Below are 17,552 nucleotides of genomic sequence, written 5' to 3'. Positions count from 1 at the left end.
ATTATAGTAACTCCTTTTGTTTAGTTAAAGATAAAAATACTTCCTCTAATGTTGGCTTTTTAGGACTAACTTCAAAAATATCTATATCATTTTTAATTAATATTCTTGTTAAACTAGGAACACTATCTTGATTTATTATTACTTTGAATACCCCTTCTTTTTCTATGCTATAAGGCATACCCTCTGTATTTAAAACCCTTTCTGTGGCAGCAGTATCATCAACATGAACAATATATTCTCCAGAAGTAATAATACTGTTTAACTTCCCTTCATAGAGTAAGCCACCCTTATGTAGTAATGCTATGTGATCTGCTATCATTTCAATTTCAGCTAAATTATGACTAGAAATAAATATAGTCTTCCCCTCATTTTTTACTAAATGAAGTAATAAACGTCTAATCTCGTGTACTCCCTCTGGGTCTAATCCATTTGTCGGCTCATCCAGAATTAATATTTTAGGATTATTAAGAATAGCAAAGGAAATACCTAGCCTTTGTTTCATTCCTAAAGAAAAATCTTTCACTTTTTTATCCTTTGCTTTATATATTCCTGTAGTTTTTAATACTCTATCTATTTCATCTAAAGGTTCATTAATCATTTTTTGTACATAGGCTAAATTTTCATATGCTGTTAAATTAGGATAATAGGTAGGTGAATCAATAAAACACCCCACATTTTCAAATAATTCTTCTTTCCATTCTTTGATATCTTTATCATTAAATAATATCGTTCCTTTATCTAATGGAATTAATCCTAATAACATTCGCATTGTTGTTGTTTTTCCTGCACCATTTGGTCCAATAAAAGCATATAAACTTCCTTCAGGAACAGATAAGTTTAAATCCCTTACAATGGATTGATTGTCAAAAGACTTTGTTAAATTTTTTGTTTGAATTGCTAATTTCATTTTGTTCCTCACTTTCTCATTCTTAAATAAAAGTAAGTATCTATCAAATTCTTGATCTATTAGATAGTATATTTACCCTTTACCCAATGTTTGCAATTTAGACTTAGAAAATATTCCTCTTTGTTCTAATTTTTTATCAATAAGTTCATAAACTCTATCTTCACGCTCTAAATTATTTTCGTCATAAGTGATACTAATTTTAGTGGACGGTATGACGAGCATATGTTCAATAACTTTTTTGAAAATACTGTTATATATTCATTTTTTTACCACATTATCATCTAAAAATAATATATCATTAAATAAAATTTTAAAAAAGGTGTATTTACAGAAAATACAAAAACAACAAAATCATTCGACTTTTGAAATGAAGTATTAGTTATTATTTAACTATCTAAAATTCAAGTGCTACTTTTCAAAATAATACTAAAGTTAAAATTTAATTCTCGTAAAAAAATATCCCCACACAAATGTGCAGGGATGTAAACTATTATTGAATGACTTCTTCCAAATGATTCTTCACGTCTACTAAAAACTTCTCAATATCCGGATTCTTCACCACATCATAACAAGCAAAACTCTTTAACGGACTCATACCGAGAAACTTTTGTACGCGGTGTAAATGACTAAGCGCTGATTCTAAACTTTCTCCTTCAAAGAACTTCGTCTTATCTCCAAATGCTTTTTCAGGTGCATTCCAAGTTGTAGAGAACATATACTCTTTCTCTTTTAATAAACCACCTGTTCCATATTCATCTGCACCTTTAAAGAACAAACCATATTCATATACTTCATCCATATACGTTTTAAATAAGCCTGGAACACTAAACCAATAAATCGGTGTTTGATAAATAACAACATCGGCCCATAAAAATTTATCCTGTTCTTCTTTAATATTGTAACCATCTTGAATCGTTGTTGTTTTCACATAATGATTCTCGCCTAATAGAGTAACCATATAATCTACTAACGTTTTATTTAATCGTCCTTCCTTTGTACCGTATTTTTCATGACCATTTATAATAAATATATTTTTCATCGCTTTCCTCTCCCTTATATGATCTACTCTTCAGCTATTAAGCCGAGTTGCTGCTGTAGTGTAAGATTATCTTCTAAATGCCAATCCTCCGTTATCTTTCTGTCTTTCACATGTAAAATATCAATTGCAAAAAAATTAATTTTCTTACCATTATGCGTTCCTGTAAAAGAAAGACGGGCTGTTACTTTATCACCAACAACCAATAAGTCTTCAATCTCGCAATGTATATCAGGCACAACTTTACGAAAATTTTGCGCTGCAAACTTTAATCCTTCAATGCCTTGTGGTCGCCCTTTCGGCAATGTATTATCGAAGAAATCTTTAGTAACAGTCTGCGGAATAAGTTCCTCCTTACCTGTATCCCAAAATGCATAAAAACGCTGCGCCGCATGAACCATTTCTGTCGCTTCTTTTTTACTTAGTGAGGGATCAATTGTCATTGCTTTTGGCCTTGGCATTTCTTTTAATAACTGAACTTCACCTTTTTGTTCCGCGCCGCATGCTACAAGCACAATACAAATAACAAACAAACTAAGGAATCCAAATAACTTTTTTATCCCCATGGAAATCACCACCTCCTCATATAAATCCTTTATGTTTCGTATTACTATTGTATATGCACTAACTTCCTTTATGGAAGTAGTGATATTTTTTTCATATAGTTACCAAAAGTATAGTTTTGTGATACTATAAAGCAAATTCATCCAAAAAAATTTTATGGAGGCTTGTTCCATGAACAATATAGATCCAGTTGAATTAACGAAAGGTTTACCTGGCATACCTTGTCCTATCGCTAAAACGCTTGATGTAATTAGTACAAAATGGACATTTTTAATCATTCGTGATCTTCTTATCGAAGGAACATTACGCTTTAGTGATTTACAAAAATCAATGGATGGGATTAGTCCAAAAACATTATCGCTTCGACTAAAGGAATTAGAATCTCAAGGCATTATAACGAGAAAAGTATATCCAGAAGTTCCGCCTCGTGTAGAGTACACATTAACGGATAAAGGAAAGCAATTAGAGGGGATTTTTATTGAATTAAAACGGTTTGGATTAAGTTTATAAAACAAAAAACCCCTTACCGTCGTAAGGGGTTTTATTACTTCGCAAAACTCTCAGCCAACTGTTTCTCTCTCCACATAAATGTAATGCCGAGACCAACTATTAAAACAACTCCTGAAAATGCATATGGATAATGAATATTCATATCAAATAATATTCCGCCCATCGCTGGTCCTGCGATATTTCCTAAACTCGTATAAGTCGAGTTCATTCCAGCAACGAATCCTTGCTCTTTTCCAGCTGCTTTTGATAAAAACGTCGTTAAAGCTGGACGAAGTAAATCAAATGCTAAGAAAATGAAGCAAGTAACGAGAAGTACAATCCAATAATTAAAGACTACAGTTGAGACGAATGCTAATACTGCACCTACAATTAAACATATTTGAATTAATACTTTCTCACCGAACATGTCTACCAATTTGCCAAACATAAATACTTGCACAACTACCCCAAAGATTGAACTGATTGTAATAATTGCTGCAATATCTTTCGGCGAGAAACCAAATTTATGATCTGAGAATAAGCTAAACACAGTTTCATACGCCGATAATCCGAATGCGAGTACAAATACGATAATAAATGCAATTGCATACATTGGATGTAATGATTTCTTTAAATCACCAATAAAACTTGATTCTTTCGTATTAGAAGAAATCTCTGCAAGTTCTTCTTTCGTTAACGGTTCTTTTAAAATAAAGATTGAAATCACACATGCTATAAAAGCAATTGCTGCTGCAACGAAAAACGGCACACGTATACCGTATTCTGCAATAAATCCGCCGATTCCAGGCCCTATAATGAATCCAGTACTAATAGCCGCAGATAAGTATCCCATCGCCTTTGGACGTTCCTGAATAGATGTAATATCCGCAACATATGCCGTAACACCAGGCATAATAAAAGCAGCACTAATTCCGCCTAATACCCTTGCCACATAAAGCATCCACACATCTTTTCCTAATCCAAAAAGAAGCTCTGAAACACCAAAAATAAATAATCCAATGATTATCATTTTCTTCCTACCGTAAAGATCAACCCATCGGCCTGTAATAGGTGAAGTAATGAGCTGTGCCATTGCAAACACTGCAACGAGATATCCCATCGTCTTCCCTGTTAAATGCATATCATTCATAAAGGACGGCATAACCGGAATGATTAATCCAATCCCTAAAAAAGCGATAAATATATTACTCAAAAGAATAACCAATACCATCTTTTGTTCTTTTATCGGTTTCTTCACTTTTTAACACCTCTTCCCATAAGTTCCTCTCAAAAAATAATACCCAAGAAGCTTTTTCTTTATCCTGCTCTTTGCGGGCTAGTAATGAGTGAGGATGCCTCCACTCATTAGAATTTCACTCTATCCTTCTACACATACATAAGTATTAGGTGAATGACTATCATTCAGTTTTCCTCAAAAATGAACCTACCTTTTCAGACAGGTTCATCTTACTACTTCTTTATATGTAGTGCATGTGTTAAAAAATCTAGTACTTCTGCCTTTTGCAAATCCACTTGCTCATCATCTTTATGATCATATAAATAAACTTGTTCCGCTGCTGATTCAACAAGAGCAATAAATAACTTCGCTGTTCGCTCTGCGTGAACCGAATCACGAATTTCACCGGCTTCTTTCGCCTCACTTAAAAATTCGCTTAACCACATATAAAGAGGCTCATACACAGCTTCCCACTCTTTTATATGTTCAGTAGATGCAAGACCTGCATACATTAAAGCTTGTATTTCACGGTATTCCTCTATAAAGTGAAACACCGCATCGATTACTTGTGCCACTTTATTTGAAAAAGGTACATCTTTTTGTACTTTTTCTTTCACTGCAAGTATCATCTTTTCAACCATCACTTCTGCTATTGCAGGCATAACAGATAGCTTAGAAGGAAAATATAAATAGAAAGTTCCTTGCGCAATGCCAGCTAATTTCACGATATCAGAAATCTTCGTTTTTTCGACGCCCTTTTCCTGAAACACTTCAATAGCTGCATAGACAATTTTCTCTTTTTTATTCATCATCTAAACCCTTTCACACGCATATTGAATGACTGTCACTCATTTTATAAGATAATCGATTGTACTGTCAATGATAGTGAACTCTAAGAGGAACTCATTTTTTTATAATAAAATCTCCTAATAAACAATTAGGAGATAAAAATGCAATATATCTTTAAGAAAGTGCCTTTAATCCTGTCACTCCACATACAATAAGAAACACACTAATGATACGCGCTTTACTTTTCGACTCACCAAACAAGAACATGTTTAACAAAACTGCACCTGCTGTTCCGATACCAATCCAAACCGCATATGCGACACTTACTTGTAAAAATAAGAAGGAAGTATACAAAAATGCGAAGGATGTAGCAAACCCACCGATATAAATCGCACCATTGGCTAATGTCTTATCTTTACTATACATTTTAAGTCCTATCACACCGACTATTTCACTAATTGCAGCACAAAATACGAAAAACCAACCCATTTTTAAGCAGCTCCTTCCACAGTTTCTTCTTTATTATCAGCTAGCTTTAAACCGATAACGCCAGCTACAACCATCACGATAAAAAATAACTTCCCTACACTGAAACTTCCGCCGAAAAGAAATACATCCATTAAGAAAGTACCTACCGTACCAGCTCCGGCGAAAACAGCATATACAGTCCCTGTTGCAAGATGTTCACACGCTTTAGAAAGGAAGTGAAAATCAACAGCGATAACTCCTAAAATAATAATCCAATGCCACCAAGTATTAGCCGTATTAAAACCAAACACCCAAAAAATTTCAAAGATACATGTTAATATGACATATAACCATGCTCTATTTTTCATACCTCTCACCTCTTATGACTGACTATCAGTCATTTTTATTTTAAAAAAATATACTCTTTCATCAATACTATATAAAAACAACTATCATCCTCATTTACCATTGTATTTGTTCCATTTCTAAGCTAACTGCATCCTGTCACATAAAAATGACTGAATGTCATTCATATATATATTGTACATGAACATTTTAAAAACTGTCAATGCCGAAAGTTTATTTAAAATTCCTTTCATCTGATTTGTATATTTCTTAATAATCTGTCAATACTGCTAGTAACATAATATTTTCTCCACTCCCCCTTGGAGAGATCCCTTGAATGGAGCAGTTAGCTTTTGCTAGCTGCTCTTTTTTATTTATCCGCACACCATGATGAAATACTCATAGATCAAATCCATTTTTCATCACATAACAACCATCTATTTATTTTCCAATGAGCTTTTGTATGCACGAATTTTATTCTCAAGCATCTTCTCTGTAACTTCTAAGTTTTCTCTTTGAATCTGAATAGATTTCCTATGATCTTCTAGGAGCTGTAAACGAGCTTCTGTTGTATGCTCCCCTTCTGTATATAATCTAGCGTATTCTCTTATTTTCGCTATTGGCATTTGCGTTTGTTTTAATTTCATTACAAATTGCAACCACTTTATATGTGACTCTTCGTAAAGTCGATTTCCATTTGTATCACGATTTGCAATTAATATATTTTCCTTTTCATAATAACGTAGTGTATGTGTGCTCACGCCTAATAATTTTGCTACCTCGCTAATTGTGTACATACTAAAACTCCCTTCACATGCTTACCCTCATATATTTTATAACCGTATCAAATTTATAAAAAACGTTTGACTTAGAGTATACTCTAACAAATACAATCTAACCATAAATTAATTTGAATTTAGGGGGATTTTATATGAAATACACTGTTATTACTGGAGCAAGTTCCGGAATTGGTTATGAAGCAGCTTTAGCATTTGCATCTCGCGGAAAAAATTTAGTACTTGTAGCTCGAAGACAAGAAGAATTAAACGAATTAAAATTGAAAATTAACGAAATGCATCCAGAATTGGATGTTGTCATTCGAAGAACTGATTTATCTGTTACTGAAGATGTTTATAAACTTTATGAAAGCCTACAATCTTTTCAAATTGAAACGTGGATTAACAACGCAGGTTTTGGTAATTTCGCCTCAATTGCTGAACAAAATTTAAATAAAATCGAAACGATGTTACATGTAAATATAGAAGCACTAACAATACTCTCTTCTCTTTTCGTTCGAGATTATTCAATGGTTGATGGAACACAGCTTATTAACGTTTCATCGGGCGGCGGATACACAATTGTTGCTGATGCTGTTACGTATTGCGCTACGAAATTCTATGTAAGTGCATTTACAGAAGGGCTGTCTCACGAACTGAAAGAACAAGGCGCAAAACTGCAAGCAAAAGTTTTAGCTCCTGCTGCAACTGAAACAGAATTTGCGAAGCGTTCATTTGATATTGATGAATTCCAATATGATAATGTTGTACCAAAATTCCACACTGCAAAACAAATGGCACAATTTATGCTCGACCTTTATGATAATGATAAAGTTGTAGGAATTGTCGACGGTTTAACGTATAACTATGAACTTAAAGATCCACTTTATAATTTTGCCGTGAGACAAAAGAATTCAAATTCTTAATAACCTGTCCATTTCTTATGGAAATATATGTTCCCACTATATATGTAAATAATAGTGGGAACTTTTTCTCTATAAAATTTTCATCCAACATACCGCACCATCGCCACTTCATCACAATAATCCACCTTTGGACAATGTCTACAATCAATCCATACTTTCTCTGGCAACGCTTCTTTATTTATAAAATCAAATCCACACTTTTGAAAAAATACTGTTTCATATGTTAAGGAAATTACTCTTCTTACATTTATTTTCGTAGCTTCCTCCATTACATGATTTACAAGCATACGCCCTATCCCTTTCCCTGCATATGTATGCGAAACTACTAACGATCGTATTTCTGCAAGATCTTCTCCTAATACATGCAATCCAGCAACTCCAACAATTCTCTCATCTTCTTTCATAACATATAAACATTGCAAATATTGATAAAGAGACAAAAGAGAACGTGGTAAAACAACTCCCTCTTTTGCATAAACCTCAATAAGACTATAAATTTCTTTCACATCACTCGTCACTGCATTACAGATTTTCATATTACATCCCCTTGCCCCTCAATATTAATATTTATAACTTAAAATGAATTTTAATTCATAATTTTATATAATAATACATCTCTCTTTTCTCCTCGTCAATCAATTTATACAAACAAAAACCAAGCAATCTAATCGATGCTCGGTTCCTCATTTCGTATCGGCAATACCGTCGAATATTTAATTTCACGAAGTGCTAAACTTGTCTGTATCCTTGTAATACCAAGCTTATTCAACTTTCTAATAAACTGCTCTAGTTCTTTACGATCACGATTTGCAACCTTTAATAAATAATCGTACTCTCCTGTTAAACAGTGACATTCTAACACTTCCGGCATCGATTCTAATTCTTTCTCCAACACTTCCAACTTGTCAAATTGATGAATATTCGTACTCATAAAAATAAAACATAATAAATCAAACCCAAGCTTTTCTTGATTTAAAATCGCAACTTGCTTATCGATGAAACCTTCCCCATCCAATCTTTTTATTCTTGCATGCATCGCAGCCGGTGATAAATTAACGCGACGTGCCAGCTCTGCATTACTTACTTGTGACTCCTTCTGCAATATATCTAAAATTTGTACATCCAAATCATCCAACACTTTAATAACAGACGACTCCATTACAATTCCCCCTTTTTTCTTACCGATGATTATTCGAAAAAACACCTTATACCTTACAAAAAACTGAATATCATTCCGTAAATATCATTCGCAACTAAATATTTTATCGAGTTTTCACCATTATACAAAAGAATATATTACATAATAAAGAAAAATGCTAAAATTATTTACAATTCGTATTGATTACAAAAAAGGGGATTTTAGCATGCCTTATTTTTACGTCTTTTTACTATTACTAACGAGCTTATTATGGGGAGGAAATTTTGTCGTTGGAAAATCACTCGTCGATCATGCATCGCCGATGACATTGACAAATTTAAGATGGATGATTGCGATTGTTTGTTTATTACCGATGGTATGGTTTAAAGAAAAGAAAATCCTTCCACCACGTACCGCAATACTTCCTTTAATATTGATGGGAATTTCAGGGGTCGCTCTTTTTAACATCTTTCAATTTTTAGCATTAGAAAAAACATCCGCTACGAATGTAGGTCTTATCTCTACATTGAATGCAATTTCAATCGCATTATTTTCAGTATTATTTCTAAAAGAAAAAGTAAATACACTTCAAATCCTATCCATGATTCTTTCATTCTTCGGGGTTATCCTCGTCCTATTAAAAGGTGATTTCTCGCTTTTATTTTCACTACATTTTAATAGCGGCGATTTATGGATGATTGCAGCAGTTTGTATTTGGGGAATCTATTCTGTTTGTAGTAAATGGGCAACAAAAACAACTTCACCACTTATGGCAACGTTGTACTCTGGTATTTTCGGCGTTATTTTATTACTACCGTTTAACATAGGTAGCTTCACTGTTTCAAATATAAATACTTCTTTCATCACATCACTTTTATATACTGGGCTTATTTCGACAGTTCTTTGTATGGTATTTTGGAATATTGGCGTACAAAAATTAGGCGCAACTACATCAGGTATTTTTCTAAACTTCAATCCAATTTTCACAGCCATTTTAGCATTCATATTCCTCGGAGAAGAATTAACGTGGATACAAATTTTAGGGACAATTGTCGTTGTAACAGGATGTTATTTATTTTCTCATTTTAAAACTGTTGCCGTTCAGCCTGTTAGACCTTTAATGCGAAAACATTCTTAATGAAAAAACATCGTCATCTGGGTTGGCGATGTTTTTATTTTCTCTTCATTTCTTTTATATACTGCTTTTCCTCTTCTGGCGATAAACGTTCCGTCGCCTTGCCAGTATCTCCACCTTGAAGGCTCCATAAAAAGTTATGCTCCTCAACAGTTTGAGAAAAATCTCCTTTTTCCCATCTATTTATAATAGAAAATAACTTCATTTTATATTGAAAACCTGTACTATTTTCAATATCTCTTTTTACATTAGAAATTTCCTTTTTTGTCATCTCTACAAATCCCCATTTTTCAGAGGATTTTACCTTTTGGTGCACCATTTTATGCATAGTAGAAATAATTTCACCTTCACTAATTTGCGGGGCTTCTTCTGCAGCTTTTTTCTCTTTTTCGTTTGCCGCTCGCTCGGTTTGAATATTTGTATTTTCTTTTTCCACATATGCAAGCAATTTCTTTCCGCCAACTATAGAAGAGATGATTACCATAATGGTAATACATATACCTACAATCCATTTAAAAAGCATTAGCTCTTCATCGCTTCCCTAACAATATGACTATCTACATACTGCTTAAACTTCACGATTTTTCCATTTTCAAGCTGCCATACATGAACAAATTCTGCTTCAAATGATTTTCCTGTTTCTTTATAAACTCCAGAATACATACCTTCAGCAACAATTACATCTTTTCCGTTTACTTCATGATATGTATTTACACTTGCTTTATAATCATCCCAGTCTGATCCTAAACGGCTAAATACATTTTCCATTATAGCTTCTACGCCTTTATATGTTCCGCCGTACGGGAAACCTTCTGCCTCTGTCCATTCCACTTTTTCAGAGAAGGCTTCTGCTAAATGCTTTGCATTCGAAGACGCTGATCCTTCATACGTGCTTTGAATAATTTCTAAATTTGATTTAGGCATATTACTTCCTCCCGTTTATTTATTTTTACACAAGATGTAACCTATACAGTTACATCTTGTGTAAAAAAATATTTAAATTGTTTTACTCTTAATCTATTTGTTGTAATCATTATAGTTACAATACTTCTTCAAGTCAACATTTATAAATAAAATTTACTTCGTTTTCATTACTTTCTCTTTTAAGAAACGATCTACATATCCTTCTGCTTTTACTACGAATAAATACGCACCCATTGATAATAATGCAAGATCTAATTCATATCCTGGATTCTTTCCATCTCCTAATAAACCTGCTGCTCCATTTACCTTTACGATAGCTCCAGCTAAAATAAGAGCGAATAACAATCCTACATATCGTACACCTAAACCGATAATTAATAATATACCACCAACTAATTCTACAGTTGCTACGCCGTATGCAAGGCCACCTGGTAAACCGATGCTTGTAAACCATCCTGCTACATTATCGATACCTGATTGAAACTTTGCTAAACCGTGTGCAAAGAACGTAACTCCTAACACGATACGAATAATTAAATTCCCAATATATTGATTCATTTTGAACTCTCCTTTTTGTTTTGTTATGGTGAACTTTTATTTACAAGTCAAAACAATACGGTATTTTATTTCATTCGTCAAATACTTTTTTAAAGAAAACAAAAAACATTATCCGTTTTACGGATAATGTTTTCCTACAAAATAGCGCTAATTCAAGCTTTTATTCTATCGCATAGAAAAAGTTGAAACATTTTTCCAGCGCCAATATAAGGCAGTAAAGAAACGTCCTCTTCCACAACTATTCCAACAACATTCACTTTCTCATCTACAGGTAAATCATGTGTAGCAACTTGCATCTCCCCTGCATATCTACCGTACAATTCATTATCAATTGTAATGCTGCCTTTCTTTCTTACAATTGTATGCATCGGCTGTAAAACCACTCTATTTCCTTCCCTTGATTCTACAGATCGAATAACATCACGAGCCGGATCTAGTCTATTTTTATGCACTTGCTCCACCACTTTTAATACTTCTTTATCAGTTATAAATGATTTGTAACGCAATGGAATAATCCCTCTACTCGCACTAGCTACTTCTTGCATACTTTCCAAACTTGCGCTTATATCTCCAATCAATACTTTATCAACACCACAATCTTGAACAAGTTCTAAGTACGCTTCAAGCGGGCGCATATTGCGATGTTTTTCTAACGTTGGTAACCCTTCATATAACGGACCACGTTTTTCCGCATCTCCTGGAATAAATGCCATCGTTTTTATTCCGCACTCCTGTAAATATTGATTTTGTTTTTGTAAGAAGGACTTTGCTAGTCCCGTCTCTGGACGTGGATAAAAATTATGCCACGCTTCTACATTCTCTACTCTTATATGTTCTGCAAGTAATTCTTTCCAAAATGGCTTTGTAATCGTACTCGCATTTAAAGCTACTTTCATCTTATGAGATACGCTTGCAATTTCTTTTGGCGCAATGCCGTAATCCATTCTTAAACCGGTAATGCCCCAGTCCAATAGTTCTTCCACATTTTCATATGTTAGCCCTAAATGATGTAACGATTTTGGAGAAACATCAACCATTAACTCCATTTCATGTGCAAGAGCTTGTTTCCCTAATATTTGAATTAACTCTTTATACGTATTTGGATCATCTTCTGGAATGTGCAGTGATGTAAAAATAGATGTAAACCCATTTTCCTTCGCTACTTTTAGCCACTCTTCTTGTTTCTCTACTCGTTCTTTTGAAAGATAAATGGAAACTCCGATCATATAAATCTCCCTTTCTATTAATAGAAAAAGAGAAAGGAATCCCTTTCTCTATATGTTTTCTGCCATTTCTTCTTTAAATCCGAAGAAATACGTAAAGATAAATCCGAAAGCATATGCAATTACTAAACCTAAGAAATAGAGTAAATATTTATTGTCAGCAATTAACGGAATTAAAGATAGCCCTGATACGCCAATTCCAAGAGAAGCTGTTTGCATAACTGCTTGGAATGCACCACCGACAGCCGCTCCTAAACAAGCAGTAATAAACGGTTTCCCAAGTGGTAATGTCACCCCGTATAATAACGGCTCACCAATTCCTAAAAAGCCAACTGGCAATCCACCTTTAATTACATTTCGAAGTCGTTTGTTTTTTGTTTTCACATAAATCGCAATTGCTGCGCCCACTTGGCCAGCACCAGCCATTGCGAGCACTGGTAATAAAGGTGTTACGTGTGTTTGATTAATAAATTCCATATGAATTGGTGTTAAACCGTGATGCAATCCGACCATAACGAGAGGTAAAAATGTTCCCGCAAGTACTGCGCCAGCAAATGCTCCGCCAATATTTAAAATATCATTAATTCCGCTCGTAATACCATCTGATAAGAAACCTGCTAATGGCTGAATGGCTAACATCGTTACGATACTTACAACTAATACAGTAATGAGTGGTGTCACGATAATATCAACTGCGTTTGGCACTGCTTTTCGAACTTGTCTTTCCACTACAACCATAAGCCATGCTGCAAAAATAACTGCAAACAATCCGCCCCGTCCGGGCACTAATGCTTCACCAAACAATTTTACGTTTGCCATCGCCGGGTTGAAAATTAAAATACCAGCAATTGCCCCAAGAACCGGTGTCCCGCCAAATTCTTTCGCTGTATTCCAGCCGACTAAAATTCCTAAGAATGTAAAGATACCGCCGCCAATGAGTAGTAACATTTGTAACCACGTTGCATTTGGATCAGCACCAGCATTTTTCGCAAAGTTAGCAACCCCGTTTATAATTCCTGACGCAACAAGCCCCGGAATTAATGGGATGAAAATACTTCCTATTTTTCGTAAAAAGTTTTTCACCGGTGTATTATTTTTCTTCTTAATCTCTGATTTCATCTCTTGCCCAATATCTTCAAGGTGATGATCTGCTACCTCACCAATTCGTAGTCCTGTCAAACCTTCCATTTCAGCTGCTACTTTATTTACTGTTCCTGGACCAACGACAACTTGAAGCGTCTCATCTTCTATAACACCCATAACGCCTTCAACTTTTTTCAAAAGGTCCATATTTACTTTACTTTCATCATGAAGCGTTAAACGTAGTCTCGTCATACAATGAGCAATACTACGAATATTTTTTATTCCACCAAGTTGCTCCGAAATTTCCTTGGCCATTCTCTCTTCTTTCTTCATAATAGAATCCCCCTCCCTATTACTTTATAGTGCTTTCTTCACAAACCCTTTTGCGTATTTTAGTTTCTCCAGTGCTTCCCCATACTCACACTGCAACAACACCATAACAATGGCAGCTTTTACGTTACGTTCTGCCTTTTCATAATACTCTGCCGCTACTTCATAACTAGCGCCTGTTGCTTCCACAATAATTCGTTTTGACCGTTCTACTAACTTTTCATTTGTGGATTGAACATCTACCATTAAGTTTTTATATACTTTTCCTACACCAATCATCGAAGCTGTTGAAATCATATTCAGCACTAATTTTTGTGCTGTACCAGCTTTTAAACGCGTTGATCCTGTTAATATTTCTGCACCTGTTTCTACTTCCACATTTAAATTTGCATATTTACTTATTTCAGCATTTTTATTACAAGAAATACTCGCTGTACTCGCTCCTACGCTCTGTGCGTATTTCAAGCCGCCAATTACGTAAGGAGTTCTGCCACTGGCAGCAATTCCAATCACTGTATCTTTCTCATTTAATCCAATACTTTTTAAATCTTCTTCTGCTAACTCTTCGCGATCTTCGGCACCTTCCACCGCCTTAGTAAACGCTTTCAATCCACCTGCTATAAATCCTTGCACCATTTTATCATCCGTGCCAAATGTCGGCGGACATTCCACTGCATCTAGGATACCTAAACGACCACTCGTACCAGCACCAATGTAAATTAAGCGTCCCTCTTCTTCAAAAGATTTAATAACAGTCTGTACAACCTTTTCAATTTGTTCTATCTCTTTTTCAACTGCTAACGCAACAGTTCGATCTTCTTCATTCATACTTTGCAATACTTCTTTTATGCTCATTTCATCCAGATTCATTGTTTTCTCATTACGATGTTCTGTCGATAAATTTTCTAACATATTTCCACCCTCTTTGAAATTATATTTCACACTTTTATTATAACTTTAAGAAACTAAAAATCAATAACCCTTTCTTATTTTATGAAATAAAATTTCACAACATGACATATTTGTGTCAAAGATAATAAAAAAGATGAGTCTCCTCATCTTTTCTTCTACTTTAACTTCCGTAACCGCAACGCTTCTTCTCGCGTCTCCATAAATTGATCCAATACTTTATTACCAATTCGGTTGAAAGTAATCACATATAAAGCATCAATCATATTCAGTTGCGTCATTCTCGACGCAATACTTGCAATACGATGATCTTGTTCTACATCTGGCATACAAAGACGAATGTCCGCTTCTTTATATAGGGGTGATGATTGATCTAATTTCGTAATTCCAATAACAGTTGCACCTTGTCTCTTTGCATACTGCGCCATTTCAAGCACATCTTTCGTTCGACCAGATGTTGAAATCGCAACAAATATATCACCTTCTTTTAAATTCGTCACAAGTGGCAACATCATATGAAAATCAGATAGCATCATCGCTGTAAATCCAAGCCGCGTAAATTTATAAGCCCCGTCCATTGCTGGCGTAGCTGATCCACCTACTCCGTAAAATATAATTTTGCCCGCATTGACAATACGATCCGCTGCTTTCTCAAGTTCCCTCTTATCTATTGCAGTAACACTCGCCTCAATTGCAGCTTTATTCACATAAGTAACTTTATTAAATAAATCATACGGTCCATCTTCTGTATTCATCACTGAAAAATCGTTAATATTATAATCAGCAATCGTTAATTCACGAACGAGTGCTATCTTAAATGCTTTAAAACTTCCGATTCCAATCGATTTACAAAAGCGAACGACACTCGCTTCACTTGCTCCTGCATTCGTTGACACTTCTTTCGTCGTTAAATTCGGTACAATCTCTGCATTCTCCATTATGTACATGGCAACCTTCTTCTCAGCTGGTGAAAATTGATCCATATTACTTTCAATTTTAAATAGTAATGTTGAAGCTTTCACTATTTAACCTCCACTTCTTACGGTTGCGTTCACTTATTTTCTCTTGCTTCAAGAAGGTAATAACCATCATCGCCAGGAGGATGAAACACATTTACAATGCGATTCCCTTTTTGATAAACAGTTCTTTCCCCCTCTGTCCACTTCTTTTCCCAACCGTTCATCCAAATCGCAACATCAGGTAAAAAAGCAGTATATTTCAGCTTCTGACCGTACTCACCATCTGCTTCTTCCGAAAAAATAGAAACCGGAAAATCTTTCACTTTTGATTCTTTCCATGCAGTAAATGGTATACATACTGCAATAAGTACGATTACACCGATAACCTTCTCCTTCGTAATCTTCACACTTCCCTCTCCTTGTCATATCACATACATAGATTTTACCATAATTACAAACCCTTCATGCTATATGATTATTGCTTTTGGGAATAAAAAAAGAGCTTACCTACATCAGATAAGCCCTTCCTGTCTATACAAAATATTTCTTCAAAAGTGGCGGTGTAATAATCGTCGTCAATATAACAACAATAACAATCGCTGTGAAATTTTCTTTCGCTAATAAATTCGCCGTAAGTCCATTTGCTGCGATGATAAGCGCTACTTCACCACGTGATACCATCCCCGCACCAATACTGATAGAAGATTCGCGATTAAATCCTGTCAGTCTTGCGCCTAAGCCGGATCCGATTAACTTTGTGAAAATCGCAACGAGAGTCATAATAATAATGAACCAAAGCTGACTTCCAATACCTTGAAATGTAATTTCCATTCCGATACTTACGAAGAATACTGGAACAAATATTGCATAAGCAATCGGTTCAATTTTATGTTCCACTTCATGCTTATACTCTGTTTGAGAAATAGCAATTCCTGCTGCGAATGCTCCAATAATGCCTGCAATTCCCATCATTTCACTGTAATAAGAAAAAGAGAAGCAAATAATAAGAGCTGTACTAATTAACGCTTCTGTTACACGAAGCGGGACAAGCATTTTCATAATCCAAGGAACGACTTTCCAAGCAATAAAAACAATACTTACAAAGAAAATAATTTTCTTTACAATGACCAGTGTTATATTCACATCTTGCGTTCCTAAAAAACTCATTACAAATGCTAATAAAATAACGACAATGACATCATCAAATACGGCAGCACCTAAAATGGTTGTACTTTCTCTCGTATTCATTTTTCCTAGATCACGTAGCGTCTGCACCGTAATACTAACCGATGTTGCGCAAAGTAATAACCCTAAAAAAATGGCATGGGATTGTATTAATCCAAACAGCAATCCTGTTACATAACCACCGATGAAAGGAAAAATAATTCCACCGGCCGCTACTGCAAACGACGATTTCAAATTCCGATTTAACTCTTCTAAATCTGTTTCAAGTCCCGCCATAAACATAAGTAACAAAACACCAATCTCACTCAATTCATCAATCAGTTCAGAACTATTAATAATACCAAGTACAGCCGGACCGATAATAATACCGACAATTAACTTACCAAGTACAGAAGGCTGACCAAGTCTTACACTAATGTCACCAGCTAATTTCGTACAAAGTAAAATGACGACAAGTTCAAAATAAAATAACATAGCATCTGCTCCTACTTTAACTTTAATCAGTGGGTCGTTAACCCCCGTCCATTTCTGCAAGTAGTTTCCCCTATTGATCCGCATTTTATTTGTCATA

The 17,552-nt window shown here is 34.8% G+C and carries 22 protein-coding genes; 3 read left to right on the top strand and 19 right to left on the bottom strand.

Annotation, left to right across the window (positions count from 1 at the left end; genetic code table 11):
- Position 1 precedes the first annotated feature (1 nt).
- From GD442_RS04350 to GD442_RS04340, 3 genes are all read right to left on the bottom strand, one after another.
- Entirely contained in the window at positions 2-907 is a 906-nt protein-coding gene (locus tag GD442_RS04350; RefSeq protein WP_000761417.1) for an ABC transporter ATP-binding protein, read from the bottom strand.
- 490 nt (positions 908-1,397) lie between these two features.
- Positions 1,398-1,946, bottom strand: a complete 549-nt coding sequence (locus tag GD442_RS04345; RefSeq protein WP_059304112.1) for an NAD(P)H-dependent oxidoreductase — start codon at positions 1,944-1,946, stop codon at positions 1,398-1,400.
- A gap of 23 nt (positions 1,947-1,969) precedes the next feature.
- Positions 1,970-2,509 (bottom strand): ester cyclase, encoded by a 540-nt coding sequence (locus tag GD442_RS04340; RefSeq protein ID WP_000511552.1) that lies wholly within the window; start codon positions 2,507-2,509, stop codon positions 1,970-1,972.
- 169 nt (positions 2,510-2,678) lie between these two features.
- On the opposite strand from GD442_RS04340, the gene GD442_RS04335 reads away from it, so the two are divergent.
- A complete protein-coding gene (locus GD442_RS04335; RefSeq protein ID WP_001059470.1) occupies positions 2,679-3,017 on the top strand; it encodes a winged helix-turn-helix transcriptional regulator in 339 nt (112 codons plus the stop codon).
- 34 nt (positions 3,018-3,051) lie between these two features.
- Here GD442_RS04335 and GD442_RS04330 read toward each other — a convergent pair whose 3' ends face one another.
- The 5 genes from GD442_RS04330 to GD442_RS04310 form a co-directional block, all read right to left on the bottom strand.
- Positions 3,052-4,254: an MFS transporter gene (locus tag GD442_RS04330; protein ID WP_000742953.1), complete on the bottom strand. Its 1,203-nt coding sequence runs from the start codon at positions 4,252-4,254 to the stop codon at positions 3,052-3,054.
- 212 nt (positions 4,255-4,466) lie between these two features.
- Complete coding sequence (locus tag GD442_RS04325) at positions 4,467-5,045, bottom strand: TetR/AcrR family transcriptional regulator (protein WP_002025356.1); 579 nt, start codon at positions 5,043-5,045, stop codon at positions 4,467-4,469.
- Positions 5,046-5,196: 151 nt separating this feature from the next.
- Positions 5,197-5,511, bottom strand: coding sequence for a DMT family transporter (locus tag GD442_RS04320; protein ID WP_000539671.1), 315 nt, complete (start codon positions 5,509-5,511; stop codon positions 5,197-5,199).
- A gap of 2 nt (positions 5,512-5,513) precedes the next feature.
- Positions 5,514-5,858, bottom strand: coding sequence for a DMT family transporter (locus GD442_RS04315; protein WP_000796022.1), 345 nt, complete (start codon positions 5,856-5,858; stop codon positions 5,514-5,516).
- 414 nt (positions 5,859-6,272) lie between these two features.
- A complete protein-coding gene (locus GD442_RS04310) occupies positions 6,273-6,632 on the bottom strand; it encodes a MerR family transcriptional regulator (RefSeq protein ID WP_000288066.1) in 360 nt (119 codons plus the stop codon).
- 134 nt (positions 6,633-6,766) lie between these two features.
- On the opposite strand from GD442_RS04310, the gene GD442_RS04305 reads away from it, so the two are divergent.
- Positions 6,767-7,537 carry an SDR family NAD(P)-dependent oxidoreductase gene (locus GD442_RS04305; protein ID WP_000878078.1) on the top strand — a complete coding sequence of 257 codons (771 nt, stop codon included), beginning with the start codon at positions 6,767-6,769 and terminating at the stop codon, positions 7,535-7,537.
- Positions 7,538-7,617: 80 nt separating this feature from the next.
- On the opposite strand, the gene GD442_RS04300 is transcribed toward GD442_RS04305, so the two are convergent.
- Together GD442_RS04300 and GD442_RS04295 are read right to left on the bottom strand one after the other, a co-directional pair.
- Positions 7,618-8,073, bottom strand: coding sequence for an N-acetyltransferase (locus GD442_RS04300; protein ID WP_000686663.1), 456 nt, complete (start codon positions 8,071-8,073; stop codon positions 7,618-7,620).
- Positions 8,074-8,201: 128 nt separating this feature from the next.
- The gene (locus GD442_RS04295) at positions 8,202-8,696 is read right to left on the bottom strand and encodes an Lrp/AsnC family transcriptional regulator (RefSeq protein WP_000446097.1); all 495 of its coding nucleotides are present in this window, start codon (positions 8,694-8,696) and stop codon (positions 8,202-8,204) included.
- 205 nt (positions 8,697-8,901) lie between these two features.
- Between GD442_RS04295 and GD442_RS04290 the strand changes: the two genes are divergently transcribed.
- On the top strand, positions 8,902-9,813 hold the full coding sequence (locus GD442_RS04290) for a DMT family transporter (RefSeq protein WP_001146236.1): 912 nt from the start codon (positions 8,902-8,904) through the stop codon (positions 9,811-9,813).
- Between the two features lie 34 nt (positions 9,814-9,847).
- Here the strand turns inward: GD442_RS04290 and GD442_RS04285 are convergent, their stop codons facing one another.
- From GD442_RS04285 to GD442_RS04245, 9 genes are all read right to left on the bottom strand, one after another.
- A complete protein-coding gene (locus GD442_RS04285; RefSeq protein ID WP_000897995.1) occupies positions 9,848-10,333 on the bottom strand; it encodes a PRK06770 family protein in 486 nt (161 codons plus the stop codon).
- Positions 10,333-10,734, bottom strand: coding sequence for a nuclear transport factor 2 family protein (locus GD442_RS04280; protein ID WP_001126699.1), 402 nt, complete (start codon positions 10,732-10,734; stop codon positions 10,333-10,335). Before GD442_RS04280 ends, GD442_RS04285 begins: the two co-directional genes overlap by 1 nt.
- Before the next feature lie 153 nt (positions 10,735-10,887).
- Positions 10,888-11,292 (bottom strand): DoxX family protein, encoded by a 405-nt coding sequence (locus GD442_RS04275; protein WP_001077751.1) that lies wholly within the window; start codon positions 11,290-11,292, stop codon positions 10,888-10,890.
- 152 nt (positions 11,293-11,444) lie between these two features.
- Positions 11,445-12,518, bottom strand: a complete 1,074-nt coding sequence (locus GD442_RS04270) for a DUF871 domain-containing protein (RefSeq protein WP_000580626.1) — start codon at positions 12,516-12,518, stop codon at positions 11,445-11,447.
- Positions 12,519-12,566: 48 nt separating this feature from the next.
- On the bottom strand, positions 12,567-13,931 hold the full coding sequence (locus tag GD442_RS04265; RefSeq protein ID WP_074554216.1) for a PTS transporter subunit EIIC: 1,365 nt from the start codon (positions 13,929-13,931) through the stop codon (positions 12,567-12,569).
- A gap of 24 nt (positions 13,932-13,955) precedes the next feature.
- Positions 13,956-14,840: an N-acetylmuramic acid 6-phosphate etherase gene (murQ, locus tag GD442_RS04260; protein ID WP_000892350.1), complete on the bottom strand. Its 885-nt coding sequence runs from the start codon at positions 14,838-14,840 to the stop codon at positions 13,956-13,958.
- A gap of 155 nt (positions 14,841-14,995) precedes the next feature.
- The gene (locus GD442_RS04255; protein WP_000648173.1) at positions 14,996-15,859 is read right to left on the bottom strand and encodes a MurR/RpiR family transcriptional regulator; all 864 of its coding nucleotides are present in this window, start codon (positions 15,857-15,859) and stop codon (positions 14,996-14,998) included.
- A 29-nt stretch (positions 15,860-15,888) separates the two neighbouring features.
- Positions 15,889-16,203, bottom strand: a complete 315-nt coding sequence (locus tag GD442_RS04250; RefSeq protein ID WP_000704958.1) for a hypothetical protein — start codon at positions 16,201-16,203, stop codon at positions 15,889-15,891.
- Between the two features lie 124 nt (positions 16,204-16,327).
- Entirely contained in the window at positions 16,328-17,551 is a 1,224-nt protein-coding gene (locus GD442_RS04245; RefSeq protein ID WP_400145324.1) for a cation:proton antiporter, read from the bottom strand.
- Between the last annotated feature and the right edge of the window lies 1 nt (position 17,552).

The organism is Bacillus sp. A260, assembly GCF_009861435.1.
GTDB classification, from domain to species: domain Bacteria; phylum Bacillota; class Bacilli; order Bacillales; family Bacillaceae_G; genus Bacillus_A; species Bacillus_A cereus.
Note: the sequence above shows the minus strand (reverse complement) of the source record. Positions and strands in the feature narration are given on the sequence as shown.

Coding starts and splice junctions, on each gene's coding strand:
- GD442_RS04245 (WP_400145324.1), bottom strand. CDS start 17,551: ATGACAAATAAAATGCGGATCAATAGGGGAAACTACTTGCAGAAATGG.
- GD442_RS04300 (WP_000686663.1), bottom strand. CDS start 8,073: ATGAAAATCTGTAATGCAGTGACGAGTGATGTGAAAGAAATTTATAGT.
- GD442_RS04350 (WP_000761417.1), bottom strand. CDS start 907: ATGAAATTAGCAATTCAAACAAAAAATTTAACAAAGTCTTTTGACAAT.
- GD442_RS04290 (WP_001146236.1), top strand. CDS start 8,902: ATGCCTTATTTTTACGTCTTTTTACTATTACTAACGAGCTTATTATGG.
- GD442_RS04270 (WP_000580626.1), bottom strand. CDS start 12,518: ATGATCGGAGTTTCCATTTATCTTTCAAAAGAACGAGTAGAGAAACAA.
- GD442_RS04315 (WP_000796022.1), bottom strand. CDS start 5,858: ATGAAAAATAGAGCATGGTTATATGTCATATTAACATGTATCTTTGAA.
- GD442_RS04280 (WP_001126699.1), bottom strand. CDS start 10,734: ATGCCTAAATCAAATTTAGAAATTATTCAAAGCACGTATGAAGGATCA.
- GD442_RS04345 (WP_059304112.1), bottom strand. CDS start 1,946: ATGAAAAATATATTTATTATAAATGGTCATGAAAAATACGGTACAAAG.
- GD442_RS04275 (WP_001077751.1), bottom strand. CDS start 11,292: ATGAATCAATATATTGGGAATTTAATTATTCGTATCGTGTTAGGAGTT.
- murQ (WP_000892350.1), bottom strand. CDS start 14,840: ATGTTAGAAAATTTATCGACAGAACATCGTAATGAGAAAACAATGAAT.
- GD442_RS04265 (WP_074554216.1), bottom strand. CDS start 13,931: ATGAAGAAAGAAGAGAGAATGGCCAAGGAAATTTCGGAGCAACTTGGT.
- GD442_RS04335 (WP_001059470.1), top strand. CDS start 2,679: ATGAACAATATAGATCCAGTTGAATTAACGAAAGGTTTACCTGGCATA.
- GD442_RS04320 (WP_000539671.1), bottom strand. CDS start 5,511: ATGGGTTGGTTTTTCGTATTTTGTGCTGCAATTAGTGAAATAGTCGGT.
- GD442_RS04325 (WP_002025356.1), bottom strand. CDS start 5,045: ATGATGAATAAAAAAGAGAAAATTGTCTATGCAGCTATTGAAGTGTTT.
- GD442_RS04310 (WP_000288066.1), bottom strand. CDS start 6,632: ATGTACACAATTAGCGAGGTAGCAAAATTATTAGGCGTGAGCACACAT.
- GD442_RS04305 (WP_000878078.1), top strand. CDS start 6,767: ATGAAATACACTGTTATTACTGGAGCAAGTTCCGGAATTGGTTATGAA.
- GD442_RS04285 (WP_000897995.1), bottom strand. CDS start 10,333: ATGCTTTTTAAATGGATTGTAGGTATATGTATTACCATTATGGTAATC.
- GD442_RS04295 (WP_000446097.1), bottom strand. CDS start 8,696: ATGGAGTCGTCTGTTATTAAAGTGTTGGATGATTTGGATGTACAAATT.
- GD442_RS04340 (WP_000511552.1), bottom strand. CDS start 2,509: ATGGGGATAAAAAAGTTATTTGGATTCCTTAGTTTGTTTGTTATTTGT.